The sequence below is a fragment of the Catellatospora sp. KI3 genome (assembly GCF_029948125.1).
In the GTDB taxonomy this organism is placed as follows: Bacteria; Actinomycetota; Actinomycetes; order Mycobacteriales; family Micromonosporaceae; genus Catellatospora.
This window is the reverse complement of record NZ_JASAMB010000001.1, coordinates 711,267-732,483: the sequence shown is the minus strand read 5'-3', so window position 1 is coordinate 732,483 and position 21,217 is coordinate 711,267. Positions and strand designations below refer to the sequence as shown.

17 protein-coding genes and 1 pseudogene are annotated in these 21,217 nt (G+C 71.7%); 12 read left to right on the top strand and 6 right to left on the bottom strand.

Annotated features, from left to right (window positions below; genetic code table 11):
- Positions 1–75: 75 nt before the first annotated feature.
- Complete coding sequence (locus QEZ54_RS03235) at positions 76–423, bottom strand: hypothetical protein (RefSeq protein ID WP_281302905.1); 348 nt, start codon at positions 421–423, stop codon at positions 76–78.
- Between the two features lie 306 nt (positions 424–729).
- Here QEZ54_RS03235 and QEZ54_RS03230 point away from each other — a divergent pair, with 306 nt between their 5' ends.
- From QEZ54_RS03230 to QEZ54_RS03200, 7 genes and pseudogenes are all read left to right on the top strand, one after another.
- Positions 730–1,794, top strand: a complete 1,065-nt coding sequence (locus QEZ54_RS03230) for a BMP family ABC transporter substrate-binding protein (protein WP_281302904.1) — start codon at positions 730–732, stop codon at positions 1,792–1,794.
- A 193-nt stretch (positions 1,795–1,987) separates the two neighbouring features.
- Positions 1,988–3,538 (top strand): ABC transporter ATP-binding protein, encoded by a 1,551-nt coding sequence (locus QEZ54_RS03225; RefSeq protein WP_281302903.1) that lies wholly within the window; start codon positions 1,988–1,990, stop codon positions 3,536–3,538.
- On the top strand, positions 3,535–4,920 hold the full coding sequence (locus QEZ54_RS03220) for an ABC transporter permease (RefSeq protein WP_281302902.1): 1,386 nt from the start codon (positions 3,535–3,537) through the stop codon (positions 4,918–4,920). Before QEZ54_RS03225 ends, QEZ54_RS03220 begins: the two co-directional genes overlap by 4 nt.
- Before the next feature lies 1 nt (position 4,921).
- Positions 4,922–6,190, top strand: a complete 1,269-nt coding sequence (locus tag QEZ54_RS03215) for an ABC transporter permease (protein ID WP_281302901.1) — start codon at positions 4,922–4,924, stop codon at positions 6,188–6,190.
- A 99-nt stretch (positions 6,191–6,289) separates the two neighbouring features.
- Positions 6,290–6,685, top strand: a pseudogene (locus tag QEZ54_RS03210) (cytidine deaminase); the annotation flags it as partial.
- A 19-nt stretch (positions 6,686–6,704) separates the two neighbouring features.
- The gene (locus QEZ54_RS03205; RefSeq protein WP_281302900.1) at positions 6,705–7,985 is read left to right on the top strand and encodes a thymidine phosphorylase; all 1,281 of its coding nucleotides are present in this window, start codon (positions 6,705–6,707) and stop codon (positions 7,983–7,985) included.
- 2 nt (positions 7,986–7,987) lie between these two features.
- Positions 7,988–8,665 (top strand): DUF4272 domain-containing protein, encoded by a 678-nt coding sequence (locus QEZ54_RS03200; protein ID WP_281302899.1) that lies wholly within the window; start codon positions 7,988–7,990, stop codon positions 8,663–8,665.
- On the opposite strand, the gene QEZ54_RS03195 is transcribed toward QEZ54_RS03200, so the two are convergent.
- Positions 8,607–9,506 carry a putative RNA methyltransferase gene (locus QEZ54_RS03195; protein WP_281302898.1) on the bottom strand — a complete coding sequence of 300 codons (900 nt, stop codon included), beginning with the start codon at positions 9,504–9,506 and terminating at the stop codon, positions 8,607–8,609. The two genes, QEZ54_RS03200 and QEZ54_RS03195, sit on opposite strands and share 59 nt — an antisense overlap.
- 19 nt (positions 9,507–9,525) lie before the next feature.
- Here QEZ54_RS03195 and QEZ54_RS03190 point away from each other — a divergent pair, with 19 nt between their 5' ends.
- Positions 9,526–10,593: an adenosine deaminase gene (locus tag QEZ54_RS03190; RefSeq protein ID WP_281302897.1), complete on the top strand. Its 1,068-nt coding sequence runs from the start codon at positions 9,526–9,528 to the stop codon at positions 10,591–10,593.
- Here QEZ54_RS03190 and QEZ54_RS03185 read toward each other — a convergent pair.
- On the bottom strand, positions 10,565–11,176 hold the full coding sequence (locus tag QEZ54_RS03185) for an ATP-binding protein (protein ID WP_348650502.1): 612 nt from the start codon (positions 11,174–11,176) through the stop codon (positions 10,565–10,567). The genes QEZ54_RS03190 and QEZ54_RS03185 overlap by 29 nt on opposite strands.
- A 230-nt stretch (positions 11,177–11,406) precedes the next feature.
- Between QEZ54_RS03185 and QEZ54_RS03180 the strand changes: the two genes are divergently transcribed.
- Genes QEZ54_RS03180 through QEZ54_RS03165 form a run of 4 tightly spaced genes read left to right on the top strand, consistent with a single transcriptional unit; the run spans position 11,407 to position 16,202 of the window.
- Positions 11,407–14,763: a nitrate- and nitrite sensing domain-containing protein gene (locus tag QEZ54_RS03180; RefSeq protein ID WP_281302895.1), complete on the top strand. Its 3,357-nt coding sequence runs from the start codon at positions 11,407–11,409 to the stop codon at positions 14,761–14,763.
- Positions 14,760–15,164, top strand: coding sequence for a roadblock/LC7 domain-containing protein (locus QEZ54_RS03175; RefSeq protein ID WP_120318037.1), 405 nt, complete (start codon positions 14,760–14,762; stop codon positions 15,162–15,164). Before QEZ54_RS03180 ends, QEZ54_RS03175 begins: the two co-directional genes overlap by 4 nt.
- Before the next feature lie 59 nt (positions 15,165–15,223).
- Positions 15,224–15,601 (top strand): DUF742 domain-containing protein, encoded by a 378-nt coding sequence (locus QEZ54_RS03170; protein ID WP_217394522.1) that lies wholly within the window; start codon positions 15,224–15,226, stop codon positions 15,599–15,601.
- A gap of 1 nt (position 15,602) precedes the next feature.
- On the top strand, positions 15,603–16,202 hold the full coding sequence (locus QEZ54_RS03165) for an ATP/GTP-binding protein (protein WP_281302894.1): 600 nt from the start codon (positions 15,603–15,605) through the stop codon (positions 16,200–16,202).
- Positions 16,203–16,548: 346 nt separating this feature from the next.
- Here QEZ54_RS03165 and QEZ54_RS03160 read toward each other — a convergent pair whose 3' ends face one another.
- From QEZ54_RS03160 to QEZ54_RS03150, 3 genes are all read right to left on the bottom strand, one after another.
- A complete protein-coding gene (locus tag QEZ54_RS03160; protein ID WP_281302893.1) occupies positions 16,549–17,751 on the bottom strand; it encodes an ABC transporter substrate-binding protein in 1,203 nt (400 codons plus the stop codon).
- Between the two features lie 196 nt (positions 17,752–17,947).
- Positions 17,948–20,269 (bottom strand): transposase, encoded by a 2,322-nt coding sequence (locus QEZ54_RS03155; protein WP_281302892.1) that lies wholly within the window; start codon positions 20,267–20,269, stop codon positions 17,948–17,950.
- A gap of 61 nt (positions 20,270–20,330) precedes the next feature.
- Positions 20,331–21,155: a DNA primase gene (locus tag QEZ54_RS03150; RefSeq protein WP_281302891.1), complete on the bottom strand. Its 825-nt coding sequence runs from the start codon at positions 21,153–21,155 to the stop codon at positions 20,331–20,333.
- Between the last annotated feature and the right edge of the window lie 62 nt (positions 21,156–21,217).

Sequence of the window (21,217 nt, the reverse complement as noted above, 5' to 3'; positions counted from 1 at the left end):
GCGGGACGGCGCACCCGACAGCGGGGCGGCGCGTCGATGACGCGGGCGCCGGCAGGCGCCCGCGTCATCGACGGGTCAGTGCCAGAAGACGGCCACGCCGGCGTTGACCAGGGTCAGGCCGATGATGGCGAAGAAGTGGCCGGGGTTGACGCTCTCGCGCTTCTTCACGAACGGCACGATGACCATGATGAAGATCAGCAGCGCGATGACGCCCTTGACGGCGAGCTTGGTCGGGTCGGGCTGGACCTCGCGGCCCAGTGGCGCGCTGAGCGCGATGCCCGACAGCAGCTGGATGCTCGCGCCCCAGACCATGACGGAGTTGACGCGGATCTTGCCGGACAGGTACTGGACCACCGCGCCGCCCAGCAGCAGGGCGAAGCCGACGAGGTGCACGTACCGCAGAATCAGACGAAGAGCCTCCACGAACGCTGAGGGTACGCCAGCGGCGTGCTGAGCCGTCAGCCAGGAGCGCCGGCGGGAAACGCCTCGTTCATGACCGCGTGTCTGGTTCCCATGCGCCCTGGTCGAAGCATTTTCGTGATTCTTTACACGTCGAGGTCACGCGGGGGTAACGAGCGGTCAACAACCCTGCACGATTGTCGTTCGAACGGCGGCGTGACAGGTACGTTGCCAGACGAGGTTCACCGTGCCGTCGCCTGGGATCCGGGTGTTCGTTCGTCGCGCGGTGTCTTTATGGGAGAGGAGACCGTCTTGCGCCCTGTGCGTGGGATGAAGATTGTCGCGCTCGTCGCCGCGGCCGGCCTGGCTCTGGCCGCCGCCGCGTGCAGCAAGCCGACTGAGGAGCCGAACGCCGGCTCCACGTCCGCGGCTGCCGCCAAGTTCGCCGCCTGCATGGTGACCGACACCGGCGGCATCGACGACCACTCGTTCAACGCCTCGTCGTGGGCGGGTATGCAGGCTGCGGAGAGCGCCAACCCGGCGATCAAGGCTGGCTACACCCCGTCGACCACCATGGCCGACTACGACCCGAACCTGACCCAGTCGGTCACCAAGGGCTGCCAGTACGTGCAGGCCGTCGGTGGTCTGATGGGCGACGCCACCAAGAAGGTCGCCACCGCGAACCCGAAGGTGCAGTTCGCCATCGTCGACGCCGGCAACCAGGGCCTGGCCAACGTCTACCCGATCCAGTTCGAGACCCAGCAGGCGGCGTACCTCGCCGGCTACCTGGCCGCGGGCTACTCGAAGTCGGGCAAGGTGGGCACCTACGGCGGCATGAAGATCCCGCCGGTGACCATCTTCATGGACGGCTTCGCCGACGGTGTGGCCGCGTACAACAAGGCCAAGGGCAAGAACGTCCAGCTGCTGGGCTGGGACAAGGCCAAGCAGGACGGCCTGTTCGCCGACGACTTCGTGAGCCAGGAGAAGGGCAAGCAGAAGTCGGACACGCTGGCCGCCCAGGGCGCCGACGTGATCTTCCCGGTCGCCGGTGGCGCGGGCCTCGGCACCGCCGCCAACGCGGGCAGCAAGTACGTCGTGATCTGGGTCGACGCCGACGGCTTCGAGACCACCAAGTACGGCTCGGTCATGCTGACCACCGTCGTGAAGAACTCCAAGGACGGCGTCAAGGACGCGCTGGCCAAGTCGGCTGCCACCCCGGGCACCCTGCTGACCGGCGGCTTCCTGGGCACCCTGGAGAACAACGGTGTCTCGCTGGCCCCGTACCACGACTTCGACAGCAAGATCGACCCGGCCCTGAAGGCCGAGATCGACAAGCTGAAGGCCGACATCATCGCGGGCACCATCAAGGTGGAGTCCCCGGCCCAGCCGAAGTGACACCCGGCCGCAGCGCCCGGTGAGATCATCGCCGTAGCGGGCGGCCACCCCTGCACGACAGATCCGGCCGCCGCCTGAACCGCCGAGAGGCGGAGCGGGTGGCGGCCGGATCATTCCCTTCACACCGCCGAAGGGGGAAGTGGACCACCCCCGCCGGCGCCCACATAATGAGCGGGCACTCGCGCCGGGGTGCTTGGACTTTCGGAGGTCGGAGCTGAGACTCGAACTGCGCGGCATCACCAAGCGCTTCGGTGACCTCGTCGCTAACGACAACATCAGCCTCACCGTGGAGCCCGGCGAGATCCACGCCCTGCTCGGCGAGAACGGTGCGGGCAAGTCCACCCTGATGAACGTGCTGTACGGACTGCTGCAGCCGGACGAGGGCGAGATCCTCGTCGACGGCGCACCCGTACGCATCAAGGGGCCGGGCGACGCCATCAAGGTCGGCATCGGCATGGTGCACCAGCACTTCATGCTGGTCCCCGTCTTCTCCGTCGCGGAGAACATCATGCTGGGCACCGAGCCGGTCAAGGGCGGCCTGATCGACCGCCACAAGGCGGCCTACCTCGTCCGCGAGGTCTCCCAGCGGTACGGGCTGCCGCTCGACCCGGACGCGATCATCGAGGACCTGCCCATCGGCATCCAGCAGCGCGTCGAGATCGTCAAGGCGCTGACCCGCGAGGTCGACCTGCTCATCCTCGACGAGCCGACCGCGGTGCTCACCCCGCAGGAGACCGACGAGCTGCTGCAGGTCATGCGCGGCCTGAAGGCGGCGGGCAAGTCGATCGTGTTCATCACGCACAAGCTGCGCGAGGTCAAGGCGGTGGCCGACCGGATCACCGTGATCCGCCGCGGCCGGACCGTCGGCACGGCCGAGCCCACCGCGCCGGAGTCGGAGCTGGCCGAGCTGATGGTCGGCCGCAGCGTGGTGCTGGAGGTGCCGAAGGAGGAGGCGACCGTCGGGGCTCCCGTACTGGAGATCTCCGGCCTGGTCGTCGCCGACGCCCGCAACCACCGCGCCGTCGACGGCGTCGAGCTGGTGGTGCGCGGCGGCGAGGTGCTGGGCATCGCGGGCGTGCAGGGCAACGGGCAGTCCGAGCTGATCGAGGCGGTCATGGGGCTGCGCCCCGCGCTGGCGGGCACGGTGACCCTGGAGGGCCAGGACATCACCGGCCGGCGGCCGCGTGAGGTGCTGGCCGCGGGCGTCGGCTACGTGCCCGAGGACCGCAGCGTGGACGGCCTGGTCAAGGAGTTCTCCGTGGCGGAGAACCTGGTGCTGGACCTGTACCGCCAGGCGCCGTACGGCGGCCGGTTCGCCCTCGACCTCGACGCGATCGACGCGTCGGCGCAGCAGAAGATCGCCGAGTTCGACGTGCGCACCCAGTCGGCCGAGCACCCGGTGGGTTCGCTGTCGGGCGGCAACCAGCAGAAGGTGATCGTCGCCCGGGAGATGTCGCGGCCGCTGAAGCTGCTGATCGCGGCGCAGCCGACCCGCGGCGTGGACGTGGGCTCGATCGAGTTCATCCACGCGCGGATCGTGGCCGAGCGGGACCGGGGCGCGGGCGTGCTGGTGGTCTCCAGCGAGCTCGACGAGGTGGTGGCCCTGTCGGACCGGATCGCCGTGATGTACCGCGGCCGGGTGCTGGCCGTGGTCTCGCCGGACACGCCGCGCGAGACCCTGGGCCTGCTGATGGCCGGCATCGACCCCAGCTCACCCACCCCCGGCGCAGAGGTGACCGCATGACATCGCACGAACCGATCGAGTCGGCCGGGCCGGTCGGCGCGGAGCCCCAGGCGACCGCCAGCTCGCCGGACAAGAGCCCGTCGGTGGAGAAGCCGCCGTTCGACCAGTACGCGGTGCGGGCCGGCGAGCCGGCGGTGGGCCACCGCCGCGCGCCCGAACCGGCCCGGCGCTCGTTCGGGCAGGTGCTGCGCGAGGAGCTGTGGGCCGACAACAACGTGACGGTGACGATCCTGGCGATCGTGCTGGCGCTGTTCTGCGGCGGCATCCTCATGATCATCGGTAACGCCGAGCTGCGCGAGCAGTGGAGCTACTTCTTCTACCAGCCCGGCAAGACGCTCGCCGAGAGCTGGGACTTCGTCAGCACCGCGTACGGCGACATGTTCAAGGGCTCGGTCGTCAACCCCGACACCGCCAACCGCTGGTACTGGGACATGGCGCCCTGGCAGCAGGTGTTCTACCCGATCACCGAGACGCTGACGTACGCCGCGCCGCTGATCTTCACGGGGCTCGCGGTGGCGGTGCCGTTCCGGGCGGGCCTGTTCAACATCGGCGGCCAGGGCCAGGCGATCATGGGCGCGATCGGCGGCGGCACCGTCGGCCTGGCGCTGTCGACCACCCCGTGGCTGCAGGTGCCGCTCGGCCTGATCGCCGGTGCCCTGCTCGGCGGCCTCTACGGCTACCTCGTCGGCATCCTCAAGGCGCGCACCGGCGCGCACGAGGTGATCCTGACGATCATGCTGAACTACATCGCGGCGCTCTTCCTGGGCTGGTACATCCTCCAGGAGGGGATCAAGGACCCGAACCGCCCGGACGCGATCAGCAAGCCCATCGCCGCCTCCGGCTACCTGCCCAAGCTGATCCCCGACCCGCTGCTGCGGGCCAACCTGGGCATCATCCTGGCCGTGCTGGCCGCGGCCGGGGTGGCCTGGCTGCTCAAGCGGAGCCGGTTCGGCTTCGAGCTGCGCGCGGTCGGCCACAACCCGAGCGCGGCCGCCACCGCGGGCATCGGCGTCGGCACCACGCTGGCGCTGACCATGGCCCTGGCGGGTGCGCTGGCCGGCCTGGGCGGCACCTCCGTCGCGCTGGGCACCGCCCCCGCGCTCACCGGCGACATGCTCGGCCAGATCGGCTTCAACGGCATCCTGGTCGCGCTGCTGGGCCGGGTGCGGCCGTGGGGCGTGGTCGGTGCGGGCCTGCTGTTCGGCGCGCTGCAGGCGGGTGGCAACACCATGCAGAACTTCAGCGGTGTATCGCAGGAGCTGGTCGTCGTCATCCAGGCGCTGATCGTGCTCTTCGTCGCGGCCCCCGCGCTGGTGAAGACGATCTACCGACTCCGCAGGTCGCCGGCTGCCGCCGCGCAGGCCATGGTCGCGAAGGGCTGACATGACGACCTCCGTTCTGGACGCCGAGCTGGCGGTGCCGACGGGTTACTGGACCCGGGCCCGCAAGACCGGCGCGGTGATGACCGGCCTCGGCCTGCTCGCCACGATCGTGTTCGGCCTGCTGGCCACCGGCGAGGCGGCCCGCTTCGCCTACGGCGAGACGGTCGACGGCAAGGGCATCGACATCCCCGGCAACGTCGGGGCGATCCTGTTCGGCCTGATCGCGGTCGCGGCGGGGGTCGCCCTGCTGGTCACCGGCCGCCACTTCGGCCTGCTGGTCGGCACGGCGCTGCTGGCCTTCATCGTCTCCGCGCTGTGCTGGCAGATGTCGGTCTCGCCGGTGTCGCACATCATGCCGCTGGGCTCGGTCGCGGCGATCACGTTCACGGCGGCCATCCCGTTCATCTTCGGCTCGCTGGGCGGCGTGCTGTGCGAGCGGACCGGCGTGGTCAACGTCGCGATCGAGGGCCAGCTGCTCACCGGAGCCTTCTTCGGCTCGCTGTTCGGCACGGTGACCGGCAGCTTCTGGCTGGGCCTGGTCGCGGCGATGGTCGGCGGCGCGCTGCTGTCGGCGATCCTGGCCGTCTTCGCCATCCGGTACCTGGTGGACCAGGTCGTGGTCGGCATCGTGCTGAACGTGTTCGCGGGCGGCCTGACCGCCTTCTTCTACGAGCAGGTCATGCGGCCCGACACGGATGCGTACAACTTCCCCGAGCGGGTGCCGACCTGGCCGGTCCCGGGGCTGTCGGAGATCCCCGTGCTCGGACCGGCGCTGTTCAACGGCACGATCTTCAGCTACGGCTCGCTGATCGCGGTGGCCGTGGTGACGCTGACGCTGTTCCGCACCCGCTGGGGCCTGCGGACCCGCGCGGTCGGCGAGCACCCGGCGGCCGCCGACACGGTCGGCATCCGGGTGCTGGGGCTGCGCTACCTCAACGTGCTGATCGCGGGTGCGGTGGCCGGGTTCGGCGGGGCGTACTTCTCGCTGCAGTCGACCACGGGGTTCAGCAAGTACATGGTGAGCGGGGCGGGCTTCATCGCGCTGGCGGCCATGATCTTCGGGCGCTGGAACCCGGTCGGGGCGCTGCTGGCCTCGCTGTTCTTCGGCTTCTTCGGGGCGCTGACGTCGTTCCTGATCGGCATCAGCAGCCCCATCCCGAGCCAGTTCCTGAACATGCTGCCGTACGTGGCCACCATCTTCGCGGTGACCGGGCTGGTGGGCCGCGTGCGCGCCCCTGCCGCCGACGGCAAACCCTACGTCAAGGGCTGACGCCCATCGTTAGCCCAGAGGAGTAAGGAAGGGACCCTTCTTATCGTTCTCCGATGTAGAAGGGCCCCTTCTTAACCCTGCGGAAGGGGGTTGCGGGTGATGGAGATCGACTGGGACGGGCTGCGGGCGGCCGCGGTGGCGGTGATGCACCGGGCGTACGCGCCGTACTCGAAGTTCCCGGTGGGGGCGGCGGGGCTGGTAGACGACGGCCGGGTCGTGGTCGGCTGCAACGTCGAGAACGCGGCGTACGGCGTGGTGCTGTGCGCCGAGTGCGGCATGGTGTCGCAGCTGCACGCGACCGGGGGCGGCCGGCTGGTCGCGATGGCGTGCGTCAACGGCGACGGCGATCCGCTGCTGCCGTGCGGGCGCTGCCGCCAGCTGCTGTGGGAGCAGGGCGGCCCGCGCATGCTGATCGACGCCGAGGGCGGCCCGGTGACCATGGCGGAACTGCTGCCGCGCGGCTTCGGGCCGGCGGAGCTGGCCGCCGTACACGGAATCGAATGAGGTTTTCTGCATGAGTGGCTTCGCGGCCGTGGACGTGATCCGGGCCAAGCGCGACGGCGGGGTGCTGACCGACGCGCAGATCGACTGGGTCGTGGACGCGTACACACGCGGGCATGTCGCCGACGAGCAGATGTCGGCGCTGGCCATGGCGATCCTGCTGCGCGGCATGACCGACGCCGAGATCGCCCGCTGGACGGCGGCGATGATCGCCTCGGGCGAGCGGCTGGACCTGTCCCGGGTGTCCCGGCCGACCGTGGACAAGCACTCCACCGGCGGCGTCGGTGACAAGATCACGCTGCCGCTGACGCCGCTGGTCGCCGCGTGCGGCGCGGCGGTGCCGCAGCTGTCCGGGCGGGGCCTGGGCCACACCGGCGGCACGCTGGACAAGCTGGAGTCGATCCCGGGCTGGCGCGCGGCGCTGAGCAACGAGGAGTTCCTGTCCCAGCTCGAAGCCGTCGGTGCGGTCATCTGCCAGGCGGGCGAGGGGCTGGCCCCGGCCGACCGCAAGCTGTACGCGCTGCGCGACGTCACCGGCACCGTCGAGGCCATCCCGCTGATCGCCAGCTCGATCATGAGCAAGAAGATCGCCGAGGGTACGGGTGCGCTGGTGCTCGACGTCAAGGTCGGCACCGGCGCGTTCATGAAGTCCGTAGACGACGCCCGCGAGCTGGCCCGGACCATGGTCGAACTGGGCCGCGCCTCCGGCGTCGACACGGTCGCGCTGCTCACCGACATGAACGTGCCGCTGGGCCTGGCGATCGGCAACGCGGTCGAGGTGCAGGAGTCGCTGGACGTGCTGGCCGGCGGCGGCCCCGCCGACGTGGTCGAGCTGACCCTGGCGCTGGCCCGGGAGATGCTGGACGCGGTCGGGCTGTCCGACGTCGACCCGGCCGATGCGCTGCACGACGGCCGGGCCATGGACTCGTGGCGCGCGATGATCCGGGCCCAGGGCGGCGACCCCGGCGCGCCCCTGCCGGTGGCCAGGGAGGTCGAACTGGTGCGCGCCGAGGTGACGGGCACGGTGTCGTACATCGACGCGATGGGCATCGGCCTGGCCGCCTGGCGCCTGGGCGCGGGCCGCGCCCGCAAGGAGGACCCGGTCAGTGCCGCCGCGGGCGTGGTGCTGCACCGCCGCCCCGGCGACAAGGTGCGCCCCGGCGACGTGCTGTACGAGCTGCGCGCCGACGACCCGGCCCGCATCCCGGCCGCCCTGGCCGAGGCCGAGCGGTCGTTCACCATCGCCGACGGCCCGGCCGCGACCCGTCCGCTGATCATCGACCGGATCGGCTGACCGTGGCCGTCCCCGCACCCGATCCGCTCGCGGTGCGCGCCGCCAGCTTCCAGGAGCTGCACCGGCTCGGCGTGCCGTGCCCACCCGATACGTTCCCGCTGGTCTGGGAGCCGGAGGACCAGGTCGAGCTGCGCCCCACCGGCGAGCTGGAGGCCCGCGCCGCGATCCTGCACGTGGTGCTGGAGCGCTGCTTCGGCATGCCCGGCCAGGCGGCGGTCACCTGGCTCGACGAGAACAAGCTGCTGCCCGACGTGACCCAGCCGGAGTGGGACTGGATCACCGAGGAGATCGGCGACCGGCAGTCGTTCGCGCTGCACCTGGACGCGCTGGCGGGGCTGGCCTGGACGCTGGGCGTCATCAAGGCGCTCGACCCGCTGCTGCCCCCGGTCCGGCTGATGGAGGCCTTCCCGGACCTGCTGGGCGGGGAGAGCTTCGAGCAGTGGCGCGCGCGTACGCTGGCCGCGCCGCGCGACCCCACCGTGGTCGCCGCGGCGCTGGACCTGCACTACTGCCTGGACTGGTCGTTCCAGCAGCTGGAGGCGGCCGGGCAGCCGGTGCCCGGCGAGCTGAACGCCAACGCGATCGGGCAGCGGCGCTGGGCGCTGGAGTGGGCGGTGGTCTTCACCGGCGAGTTCCACGACCCGCCGGGCGGCTGGGAAGAGGTCGACCTGTCCACGTAGACAGGAAGACGCCGGCGGTGACCTCCATGCGGTCGGGCAGCTGCCCGCCGAGTCCGCTGAGGTCGACGTGGTGGGCGCTGGGGCCCATGCCGACGAGGTCCAGCGCCTGCTCGCGGCTGAGGTCCATGGTCCAGCGGACCGTGCGCGCGCCCGTCTGCCGGAACTGCGGCAGCGAGGCGGGCAGCCGCCGCTCCTTGGCCTCGTCGACCTTCAGCAGCGGCAGCGCCGCGCGCAATTCGCCCAGGTGGTCGCCGGTCGGGGTGGCCACCAGCAGCAGTCCGCCGTCGCCCAGGACGCGCCGCATCTCGTCGCCGTTGCGCGGCGCGAACACGTTCAGGACGAGGTCGGCGCACCCGTCCGCCAGCGGCAGCGTGCCCCAGGTGTCGGCCAGCACCGCCCCCGCCCGCGGGTGCGCCTTCGCCGCCTGCCGCAGCGCCGCCTTGCTCACGTCGAACGCCAACCCGCCCGCCTCGCCCCACCCCTCCAGCACCCGCGCGAGATAGAACCCCGTCCCCGCCCCCAGATCCACCACCAGCGGCGCCCCCTCGCTCTGCTGATCACGGTGCCAGGGTGGGAACACGCCGCCGAACACGTCCATAAGTTCATGATCGACGGCCTCGGCGAGGGGGCCGTAGAGGGTGGGGAGGGTGCGGGTGCGGGCGGCGACCATGGCGGGGGTGTCGCCCTCGGGGAGCTTGCGGCCGGTGCCGAGGTGGGCGTAGCCGTGGCGGGAGAGGTCGAAGGAGTGGGCTGCGGGGCAGCGGAGGGCGGTCTCGGCGCGGGCGAGTGGTGCGGCGCACAGGGGGCAGCGCAGAGCGCCTATCAGGTCATCGGTGAGCATAGGCAATATCTTGATGCATGTGACACCGAGCTATGACGAGATCGTACGGGCGCCGAAGGCGCTGCTGCACGACCACCTCGACGGCGGGCTGCGTCCGGCCACCATCGTCGAGCTGGCCGCCGAGATCGGGCACGAGCTGCCCGCCACCGAACCCGAGGCGCTGGGGCGGTGGTTCGTGGAGGCCGCCGACAGCGGCTCCCTCGAGCGCTACCTGGAGACGTTCGCGCACACCGTGGCGGTGATGCAGACCGCGCCGGCGCTGCGCCGGGTGGCCCGCGAGTGCGCCCTTGACCTGGCCGCCGACGGGGTGGTCTACGCCGAGGTGCGCTACGCCCCGGAGCAGCACCTGACGGCGGGGCTGACCCTGCCGCAGGTGGTCGAGGCGGTGCTCGAGGGGTTCGCCGAGGGCAGCGCGGCGGCGGCCGAGCGGGGCACCCCGATCCGGATCGGCACCCTGCTGACCGCGATGCGGCACGCCGCCCGCTCGATGGAGATCGCCGAGCTGTCCACGGCGTACCGCGACGCCGGGGTGGTCGGGTTCGACATCGCCGGTGCCGAGGCGGGCTACCCGCCCACCCGGCACCTGGACGCGTTCGAGTACCTCAAGCGGGAGAACTTCCACTTCACCATCCACGCGGGCGAGGCGTTCGGGCTGCCCTCGATCTGGCAGGCGCTGCAGTGGTGCGGCGCGGACCGGCTGGGGCACGGGGTGCGCATCGTCGACGACATCGACCCGCACACCCGGACCCTGGGCCGGCTGGCCGGGTACGTGCGCGACAAGCGCATCCCGCTGGAGCTGTGCCCGTCGTCGAACGTGCAGACCGGCGCGGCCACGTCCATCGCCGAGCACCCCATCGGCCTGCTGCGCGACCTGCGCTTCCGGGTCACCCTCAACACCGACAACCGGCTGATGAGCGGCACCAGCATGTCCCGGGAGATGGCGCTGCTGGTGGACGCGTTCGGCTGGGGCTGGCCGGAGCTGCAGTGGCTCACCGTCAACGCGATGAAGAGCGCGTTCATCCCGTTCGACGAGCGGCTGGCGCTCATCAACGAAGTGATCAAGCCGGCTTACGCGAAGCTGCTGTGAGCAGGTACTGAACCCGGCGCTGCAGCGCCGACGCGCTGGTCGGCCGGCAGCCGAGGTCCCGCTGCCGGCCGAGGACGACCGGGTCCTCGCGCCACAGCCGCAGCCCCCGGCGCACCAGCACCATGGGCGGCTTGCGGTTCTCGGCCAGGTCGCGGACCAGGCGGCGGGCGAAGGTGACGGTGCGGGGGCGGTGCAGCGCGAGCGCGTCGGCCAGCAGCCCCGCCTGGGCGCAGGCGCCGACGATGTCGGCCGCGAAGATCCCCTCGGCGAAGAACAGCGGCGCCCCGTCCAGCCGGAACTCGTGCTCGCCGACGCGCCTGCTGAGGCTTATGTCGTACGCCGGGGTCATCGTCCGACCGGTGGTAGCCAACTGGGTGACGGCCGTCATAGCGGCGTCGGCATCCCATGAAAGCGGGGACTCCCAGTCCACGGCATCGTTCACTCGGGGGAGTGTGGGGTCGGTGCCGTCTTTGTAAAAATCGTCGAGGCACAGCACCGGCAGCCCCGTCTGCCGCGCTATGTACGACTTTCCCGACCCGGATGGGCCGGCAAGAAGGATAACTCGGGCGCTTTGGACGCTCACGCTGCGTGACTCCAAGGAAACTGCGGGCTGAACTGGCTACCTGGGCTGCAAGAGCATCCCATCCGGTGTCGGATTCTGGGCAGCCTGGGCTTTCCTCTTTTCACCGGGCGTGATGGAATCTCGGGGGTCCGTTCCTCTACAGGAATGGATTGTGTACGGTGCCCGGCGCGACCCCCGCGCCATCCGCTGATCGCGGGTCCCTATGGCGGTACCGACAGGAGGGCGGTGACGTGAGTAAGCGGCCAGGAACGCAGAACGCGGTCCTTTCGCGTCTCCGGCGGCCAGTGAGCCGACTCCGAGACATGCCGATCTGGTCCAAGCTGGGCCTGATCATGATCGTTCCCACGCTGGCGACCATCGTCGTGGGTACCAACGGTCTGCTGGACAACCTGGATACGGCCACGAGTGCCGACCGCACCCGGATCCTCTCGGTCCTGGTGAAGGAGTCGGGCACCCTGGTCGACGAGCTCCAGAACGAGCGCGCGACCGCGACCATGCTGCTGGGCGCGCGGGACGAGTCCACCCGCAAGACCGCCGCCGCGTCGTACGAGCTGATCGCCAAGCAGGTGGAAGAGGCGAAGCGGCCCTACTCGCAGCAGCGCGGCGCGCTGGTCGACGTCGACGCCAGCCTCCGCGACCTGCTCGAGGGCATCGACGAGGGCCTGCAGAACCTGCCCTCCGTGCGCGCCCAGGTCAGGGACGGCAAGGTCCCGCTGTCGACCGCAGCCCTGCGCTACCAGGTGCTCATCGGCGACCTGCTGAAGATCCGCGACCGCGCGGCCCAGATCGCCGGTGGCGGTGAGCTCGGTGACAGCCTGCGGGCCGCCGCGGCCGTCGCCACCACCAAGGAGTTCCTCTCGCAGGAGCGCGTGATCGTGCACCGGGCGTTCGCGCTCGCCGAGTTCACGCCCGACCTGCGACGCAACTTCATCGCCACGATGACCGGCCAGGAGCAGGCGCAGCAGTCGTTCGAGTCGGTCGCCACCGAGGCGGACCTCGACCTCTACGCCACCCAGGTCACCGGCACGGCGCTGCGCAAGGCGGTCAAGTTCCAGGGTGAGCTGGAGGCGCTCTCGGGCGACAAGATCTCCACGCTGAGCTTCACCGCGGCCGAGTGGGACGTCGCGCTGCACGACCACGGCGGCCTGCTGCGCAAGGTCGAGCGCCAGCTCGACTCCGACGTCGAGGCCACCGCGGGCGACCTGCGTGACGAGGTCACCCAGCAGGTCCTCGTGCAGACCGGTCTGCTGCTGGGCATGCTGCTGCTGGCGATCCTCTTCGCCTGGCTCGTGGCCCGCTCGATGGCGCGGTCGCTGCGCGAACTGCGCCACGGCGCCCTCAGCATCGCGCAGTACGGCCTGCCCCAGGCGGTCGCCCGACTGCGCGACCCGCAGCTGTCCTCGCAGCTGTCGCCGGTGCAGGTGGCCAACCAGATCGCCGAGCCGCTGCCGGTGCGCAGCAAGGACGAGTTCGGCCAGGTGACCGAGGCGTTCAACGCGGTCCACCTGGAAGCCGTCCGCACCGCCGCCGAGCAGGCCGCCCTGCGGTCCTCCGTCGCGACGATGTTCGTCAACCTCGCCCGCCGTTCGCAGATCCTGGTCGACCGGCTCATCGGTCACCTGGACCGCCTCGAGCGCGGTGAGGAGGACCCGGACCGGCTGGCCGAGCTCTTCCAGCTGGACCACCTGGCCACCCGAATGCGCCGTAACGACGAGAACCTCCTGGTGCTCGCCGGTGCCGACTCGACCCGTGTGCAGCGTGAACCGGCCGCCCTGCTGGACGTGCTCCGCGCCGCCCAGTCCGAGGTCGAGCACTACACCCGCATCGAGTTCGGCGTCATCGACCGGGACATCGAGGTCGCCGCGCACGCGGTCAACGACCTGGTGCACCTCATCGCCGAGCTCTTCGACAACGCGACCGCATTCTCGCCGCCGGACTCGACCGTCATGGTCGAGGCCCGCCGGGTCGGCGACCGCGCGGTGCTGTACGTCGAGGACCACGGCATCGGCATCTCGCCCGACATGCTCGCCGAGATCAACGAGAAGCTGGCCACGCCGCCGATGGTCGACGTGGCGGTCTCCCGGATGATGGGCCTGGTCGTGGTCGCGCGGCTCGCCGCCCGCCACGGGGTCAAGGTCGAGCTGCGCCTGTCCGCCGACCGCGGCATCATCGCCGACGTAACGCTGCCCACCGCCGTCCTGGTGCCCCGCGCACTGGCCGGCGGCCGGGGTCCGGGGGCGCCGGCGACCGGGTCGCGGGAGCTGCCCGCCTTCGCGGGCACCGCGCCGCAGACGCGCCAGCAGCCGACGGTCCCGCCGCAGCGGAGCAACTTCGGCACGCCGCTGGCGCTGGAGAGCGGCGCCGGTGCGCCGAGTGCCCGGCCGACGGTCAACGGCGGCAGCAACGGCCGCGGCGGCCTGTTCGACGCCCCGGCGGCGCCGCCGGTGACCACTCCTCCGGCCACCACCGGTGCCCCGTCCCGAGCCGGCATGCCGGCCTGGTCGGACCTCACCGGCGCGGGCACGGAGACCGGTCCGCGCAGCGGTGAGCCGCTGCCGCGCCGCAACAGCGACCTGGCCGCCGAGGCCGAGCCGCTGCGGCCGGAGGCGTACGCGCAGCCGCAGATCCCGCGGCAGGTGCCGTCCACCCCGGAGGCGCCGTCGTGGAACCAGCCCAGCTGGAACGCCGCGCCGTCGACCGCGACGCCGGACGCGCCGGTCTCCGCCAGCCCGTACAGCAGCCCCGGCATGCCGATCTCGGCGGTGCCCGTGTCGGCGGTCCCGGTCTCCGCGGCCCCCGTCTCGGCGGCGCCCATGTCGGCGCCCCCGGTGGACGTGCCCGCGCCCGCGGCGCCGCCCGCCTGGCCCCCGGTCAGCCGCGAGGAGGTCGCCGCCAGCGCGGCCGACTTCACCACGGAGATGCCCCGGATCCCGGCCGAGTACCCGGTGGTCGACACCCGCGTTCCGTTCGCGGACGAGACCATGGAGCTGCCGATCTTCCGGGAGCTGGAGTCGGCCTGGTTCAGCACTCGCCGCACGGCTGTCGACACCCCAGCTCAGGACCACAAAACTGCCTCTCCCGCAGCGGTGCCGCAAGACACTACGATCACCGCACAGTTCCCGGCCGTGGACCTCGACGTCCAGCTGGGCAACGGTGGACCGAAGATCGGTGGCACTAGCACCACGCCGAGCACTGACAGCCCGGCGAGCAGGGACGTGAGCATGGGCAGCACGGTCGGCGGACGTACCCCCAGCGGGTACGACATCCCCCAGCCCTACCGGCCGACGTGGCAGACCGCTGCCGACGACGGCTGGGCCGCGGCCAGCGCCATCGCGAACCGCGCCCCGCAGGCCGACGAGGCCACCCCGGCGGGCCTGCCCAAGCGAACCCCGATGGCACAGCTGGTGCCGGGTGGGGTCGAGAAGAGCACGACCACGGTGCAGCGCCGTACGCCGGAAGGCGTGCGCGGGTTGCTCTCCGCGTACCACCGCGGGGTGCAGCGCGGCCGTACCCAGCACAAGGACGATGATGTGATTCCGGGCTCCACAGAGACCGGAAGCCAGTCTGGCAAGGAGCAGGAGGCATGACCACTACGCAGGATCTTGGTTGGCTGTTGGCCAACTTCGCCGACCGGGTGCCGGGCGTCGCCCATGCGGTCGCGGTTTCCGCGGACGGCCTGCTGCTCGCGGCCTCCCGGGATCTGCCCCGTGACCGGGCTGACCAGCTCGCGGCCATCTCGTCCGGTCTGGTGAGCCTCACTCAGGGCGCCGCCCGGTGCTTCGAGGGCGGCGCGGTGTTGCAAACTGTCGTAGAGATGGACAACGGGTTCCTTTTCCTGATGTCGATCTCGGATGGCTCGTCGTTCGCGGTGCTCGCTTCGCGCAGCTGCGACGTCGGTCAGGTCGGGTACGAGATGGCTCTGCTGGTGGACCGGGTGGGCGACGCGCTCACGCCGGCTCCGCGCAGCGCGGCCGGCGTGCTGGGCTGAGGCGCAACCCGTCCCGGATGGTCCGGGGACGGCAATGGGGAAGGGGGTGAACGGCGACAATGCCCGACAGAGATGAACCGACCGGCGCGTTGGTACGGCCGTACGCCGTTACCCGTGGCCGCACCCGGCCGCGATTGGAGATCGCGATCGAGGCGCTGGTGGAGACGACCGTACGTGGTCGCTCCGCCAACGCGACCGGTCGCGGCGGCCACGGCCGGGAACACCAACACATAGCGTCCCTGTGCGACGGCAAAGTGCAGTCGCTCGCTGAGATCGCGGCCAGGATGCGACTGCCGCTCGGCGTCGCTCGCGTCCTCATCGCGGACATGGCGGCAGACGGCCTCGTCGCTGTATATGAGCCGACGTCGTTCGAGAGCAACGACTCGGTAGGCACTGAACTGCTGGAGAGGGTACTCAGTGGACTTCGGAGGCTCTGACATGTCACACCGCCCCGCCGCGAACGGCGCGGGCGGACGGGTGACATCGGCGAAGATCGTCATCGCCGGCGGCTTCGGCGTCGGCAAGACGACGCTGGTAGGTTCCGTTTCGGAGATCACGCCGCTGACCACTGAAGCGATCATGACTTCGGCGGGTGTCGGCGTGGATGACACGCGCCAGATTCCCAACAAGACCACCACCACGGTGGCGATGGACTTCGGTCGTATCTCTATCGACCGGGACCTCATCCTGTACCTGTTCGGCACCCCCGGCCAGACGCGTTTCTGGTTCATGTGGGACGAGCTGGTCCGGGGTGCCATCGGCGCCGTCGTGATGGTCGACACCCGCCGGTTGGCGGACTGCTTCGCGGCGATCGACTTCTTCGAACACCGCAAGCTGCCGTACCTGATCGCGATCAACTGCTTCGATGGTCAGCAGTACCACCAGGCTCAGGACGTACGGGACGCGCTCGCGATCCAGTCCGACGTGCCGGTGGTCAGCTGCGACGCGCGTAACCGCGAGTCGACCAAGCAGGTGCTGATCTCCCTGGTCGAGTACGTGCTCTCGATGCGGCGCACCCGCACCGGCGCACCCGCCTGACCTGACTCGCAAGCCGATCGGCCCGCGTCCCTGTGGACGACGGGCCATTCGGCGTTCCGCCCGCACACCCCACACCCCCCGCCCGGGCCCAGCCGCAGCCAAGTTGCCGGGCAAGCGGGCGTATCTTGACCGGTCAATCCCCCGACTGCCCGGCAAGTTGAGTGATCAAGGGGGTTTAGGGGTCGGTTCGGCAAGTCGCAGCGGGTCGGATCGAGTCGAAGTGTGACGCAGGCGGGCGAGGCCGCGCCGGAGCCGGGCCGCGTCGGGGCAGACGGAGTGGGCCGTGACTGGGGAGGCCCCTTAGGGCCGGTTCAGGGCGCGCAGGAGGCGTTGCGGCGCGGGAGGGCTAGCTGAGCCGGACCCAGGCGCTCTGGCGCGCCACGAAGACCGTCAGCGCGTCGGGCTCGATGCCGCCGTGCGAGATCGGCTGGAAGGCGTACGCGCCGCAGACGCCCTCGATCGGGCCGCCCTCCAGGCGCCCGCGCAGCCGCTGCGGGTCGGTACTGACGGCTCGCCGGGCGGCGGTGGCCAGCAGGGTCAGCGCGTCGGCGGCGTACGGCGCGAAGCCGGAGAACGCCCCGTACTCCTGGATGTAGCGGAAGATGAACGCGCGGGCGGCCCGGCCGGACGGCGTGGTGGCCATCGTGGGCGCCCCGGCGAGCACGGTGGAGTGCACGATGTAGGCGCCGTCCAGCGCCCCGCCGTTGGGCCCGTTGAGGGTCTCGTCGGCGCCCGCGCCCGGGTCCAGGAAGATCTTGCCGGAGAACCCGGCGTTGCGCAGTGCGGCGGCGGCCGCGGCGCTGATCGGGGCCTGCGCCCACACGATCACCGCGTCGGGCTCGCCGTCGACGATGCGCTGCGCGGCGGCGTCGAAGGCCCGCCCGGACTTGGGCAGCCGGACCGTGTCGACCAGGGTGCGGCCGGTGGCGGTCAGCGCACGGGGCAGCGCGTGCACGCCCGCCTCGCCGTGCCCGTCGCCGCTGGCCAGCACGGCGACCTTGGCGAGACCCTGGCGGCGCAGGTCGCGGGCCATCACGGCGGAGGTGTCGGACGGGTTCGGGCCGAGCTGGTAGACGAACTTGCGCTGCGGCAGCGGCACCGAGATCTCGTCACCGCTGTTGAGGCACAGCAGCGGCACCTTGGCGGTCTCGACCACCGGGATCATGGCACGGGCGGTCTCCACGGTCACGCCGCCCACGATCGCGCTGACCTTGTCGTTCTCGATCAGGTCCTTGGCGTTCTGCATGGCCGTGGCCGGGTTGCCGCCGTTGTCCTTGACCACGGTACGGATGTAGAGCCGGCCCTCGCCGTACGGGATGCCGACCGCGTTGATCTCGTCGACGCCGACCTTGAGCGCCTGCTCCTGGAGCTTGCCCAGGACCGAGCCGGTGCCGGTGAGCTCGAGGCTGGCCCCGATGACGATCTCGCCGGTCTCGCCCGCGTCGGAGGCGACGGGGTCCGAGCACGCGGCCACCAGCGCTGCGGCGACCATTCCGAGACCGCCCTTGAGGGCCGAGCGCCGGTTCAGTCCGCCTGTGGCGTTGTACATCGCGTGCCTTTCCGCCGAGCAGAGTTGCGTGCGGCGAGAACGTGAAGCCACTGCCGCTCAGGTATGGTGCTCGCCCGCACGGTGCAAGGTCAAGTCCTGCGCTATGGGATAAGACACATGTTTGAGCAGCTCACTGATGGTGGTCAAACGACAACCGCCCGCCGTGGAGCACGGCGGGCGGTTGCGGTGGTGATCTCTACCGGTAGTTCGCGGCGCGGTAGCCGTACTCGCGGTCGTCCCGGTCGTCGCGGTCATCGCGCTCGTGCTCGCGGCTGAAGTCCCAGCCGTTGGCCGACTCGCGGCCGGGGCGCCCGCCGACGGCGAAGCCGCCGATCTCCTGGTTGCCCCGGCGCCAGCCGCGGAAGTAGTTGCTGGTGTGGGCGGCGATGCCGGCGGCGTCGCGGACGATGCGCAGCGGCCGCTCCTCCCGCTCCGGCGTCGAACCCGGCACCAGGTTGGCCGACGGCACCCGGCGGGGCAGGCCCGCGGTGGTGTCGTTGCCGACCGACGGCCGGGCCGCCTGCTCGGCGGCGCGCCAACCGGTGTCGGCGGCCGACCCCCAGGTGGGCTCGTCCTCGGTGCTCGGACCGTTGAACCAGGCCGACGAGACCGAGGCGAAGATCAGCAGGTCGTCGTCCTCGCCGCTGGCCGGGCTGGAGGCCCGCTCGGACCGCTGCGGCTTGGGCAGCCGGGCACCGGTCAGCGCGCTGTCGTCGACCAGCCGCAGCGGCGGGGCGTCCTCGTCACGGGAGCCGCGCCGGGCGGCGGGCTCGACCAGGCGCAGCGACGGCGCCTCGGGCAGCACCAGGTCGTCGTCCAGCCACGGCGGGGTGACCCGGTCGGCGGGGCGGGCGAGCTCGTCGTGCTCGTTGTTGAGCGGCCAGTTGGCGCGGGAGCCGGCCGGTGCCGCGGGCGGCATCGGCGCGGGCTGCCGCATCGGCTCGGACTGGCGCAGCGGCTCGGACTGGCGCAGCGATTCCGGCTGGCGGGCCGGGGCGGGCTGGCGCACCGGCGGGTTCATGCCCAGCGGGTCGTCGCCGTACTCCTCGGCGTAGTCGCCGTAGGAGGGCTCGAAGCCGGTCACGTCCATGGGCACGTCGGTGGCGGAGGGCTGCGGCGGCGGGTTGAACCCGCGGGCCGCCCGCTCGTTGCTGATCGCGGCGTTGGTCAGCGTCGGCACGAACGGCTTCCCGCTGTCGGCGGGCGTACGGGTGGCGCGCTGGGACGGGATCGGCGTGGGGACCTGCCGCTGCGGCGGGGCCTGCACCGGCGGCGCCTGCACCGGCGGGGCCTGGACGGGCGGGGCCGGGACCGGCTGCTGCGCGGCGACCGGGGTCACCATCGGGGTGCCGGTGAGCGGCGTCGGCTCGAAGCCGGGCGGCACCGGCGGGGTGCTCGGGCTCCACGAGGGCCGTTCCACCGGCGCGGGCGCGGTCGGCGCCGCGGCGACGGGCATCGGCGCGACCGGCGGGGCCTGCATCGGGTGCGGGGTCGTCGGAGTCGGGTTGACCGGCATCGGCTGCGCCCGGCGGCGTGCTCCGGTGGCGGCGGCCGCCGTGGCGGGCGGCGCCGAGGTGACGGGGACGCCGCTGCGGCGGCCGAGGGTCTGCTGCTGCGGGGCCACCGGCACCGACCGCTCGGTCAGCGTCTCGATCAGGGCCGCGCGGGCGGCGTCACTGGCGCGCACCGCGGCGACGCTGGAGCGCACCGCGTCGGCGACCGCGGCCAGCAGCGGCTTGCCGACGCCGTTGCGGCGCGGCGTCTCGGCGATGGCCACCCGCAGGGCCATCACGGCCTCCAGCGCGGTGGTGGAGTCGCAGACCCCGTCGGAGACCAGTCGCGCGGCGACGCTCTCGGCGGTGGTGCCGTTCTCGCGACGGCTGCCGGGCTGGGTGGCCAGCAGGCCGGGCTCGGGCAGCGCCTCCAGCACCGCCAGCGCCACCGGCTCGGCCGGGTCCGGGTACGCCCGCAGGGCGGCCGGGTACAGCTCGCGCAGCACCTCGCGCAGCGCCACCGCGGCCGCGTGCCGGCCCACGGCCAGCGCCGCGTGCGCGGCCAGCACCGGCTTGAAGGCGACGAACTCGCGCGGCGGCGGGCCGACCACGGCCGACAGCGCACCGGCCTGCAGCGCGCGGGCCAGGCCCACGGCGCGCCGCTCGTCGGCGGAGGCGTTGACCTCGTCCAGGGAGTCGTCGTCGGCGAACCGGTCGGCGAACTCGTCCGCGCTCTCGTCGTCGGTATAGGCGATGGCCCGGCCGGACGTGGCCAGCAGCGAGATGACCTGGTGGTCATCGCTGTCGACCGCCACCGTCACCATCGTCGAGCCGCCGAACCGCTCCGCCAGCATCGACGTCACCTGGGCATAGCCGGAGGGGTCGTCGTTGATGACGCAGAACTCCAGCAGCCTGCCGGAATCGTCGACGACCGCCACCGTCAGCCGGTTGACGGCCGCCAGCGTGTCATCCTCGACCGCCGGAGCAGTCGAAGCGATACCGCAGTACACCCGCACGAGCGCCACGGACTCGTCCTCCTCCCGAAGACTCCTCGTGTGCCAAAGACTGATGTTGCCTGGTTACAGGTCAGTCGCGCCAGTCCACAGCGCCTGAGATCTTTCCGATAATCGAGCGCCAGCCGATGGATGCCTGCTCTGCCCCGATTTTGCGGAGCTTGCGCTTGGCGAAGAAGGAGCCGAGGCCCCCCTCTTCGGTGGCGCGCAGCGCCTCGTCGAGGTCGTCGAGCGGCGAACCGGGCGCCAGCGACACGATCACCGGCTTGAGCCGCAGAGCGTAGCTGATGTCGCGGGCGATCTCACCAGCGCGCAGCAGCAGCTCGGGGTCCCAGGCGTCGGGGCCGCCGCGCAGGTTCTCCACCACCAGGTCCAGCTCGAACGCGTCATCGTCGCCGGCGACCACGTCCTCGGCCTTGATCTTCTTGGCGAGCTTGGCCCAGCCGTCGAGCTGCTTGAGGTCGTGCGGGGCGTTGGAGCGTACGAAGTCGGCCAGGCCCTTGGCGGAGGCGAACAGCAGCAGCTTGCCCTTGTGCGAGAGGAAGACCGGCACCTCCTCGTCGCCCGGCTCGGCCGCGTCGGCGGACTCCTCGTCCGCCTCCTCCTCGGCCGCCTCCACGACGCGCTCGGCCACCTCGTCCTCGGCCGGGGCGGCGGCGACCTCGTCGAGGGCCTCCTTGGTCCACTGGAACTCCGGCAGCTCCTCCTCGCCGTCCAGGCCGATGGGGCGCCGCAGCTTGTGGTCGAAGACGTCGTCGTCGTCCTCGCGGTCGCTGACGTCGGTCGGGGTCAGCGCGCTCGCCGGGCGATACGCCCGCAGCGTCAGGCCGACCTTCCCGCCGGGGAGTGCAATCTCGACCGGGGAGACCTCGTACTCATCCCAGAGCGTGTCCGCCACCGCTGACCTCCGACGTTCGACTGACCGACCCTGCCGGGTCGGTGACTCTCCGCACACCCTAG

Coding starts and splice junctions, on each gene's coding strand:
- QEZ54_RS03230 (WP_281302904.1), top strand. CDS start 730: ATGAAGATTGTCGCGCTCGTCGCCGCGGCCGGCCTGGCTCTGGCCGCC.
- QEZ54_RS03220 (WP_281302902.1), top strand. CDS start 3,535: ATGACATCGCACGAACCGATCGAGTCGGCCGGGCCGGTCGGCGCGGAG.
- QEZ54_RS03215 (WP_281302901.1), top strand. CDS start 4,922: ATGACGACCTCCGTTCTGGACGCCGAGCTGGCGGTGCCGACGGGTTAC.
- QEZ54_RS03205 (WP_281302900.1), top strand. CDS start 6,705: ATGAGTGGCTTCGCGGCCGTGGACGTGATCCGGGCCAAGCGCGACGGC.
- QEZ54_RS03195 (WP_281302898.1), bottom strand. CDS start 9,506: ATGCTCACCGATGACCTGATAGGCGCTCTGCGCTGCCCCCTGTGCGCC.
- QEZ54_RS03175 (WP_120318037.1), top strand. CDS start 14,760: ATGACCACTACGCAGGATCTTGGTTGGCTGTTGGCCAACTTCGCCGAC.
- QEZ54_RS03170 (WP_217394522.1), top strand. CDS start 15,224: ATGCCCGACAGAGATGAACCGACCGGCGCGTTGGTACGGCCGTACGCC.
- QEZ54_RS03165 (WP_281302894.1), top strand. CDS start 15,603: ATGTCACACCGCCCCGCCGCGAACGGCGCGGGCGGACGGGTGACATCG.
- QEZ54_RS03160 (WP_281302893.1), bottom strand. CDS start 17,751: ATGTACAACGCCACAGGCGGACTGAACCGGCGCTCGGCCCTCAAGGGC.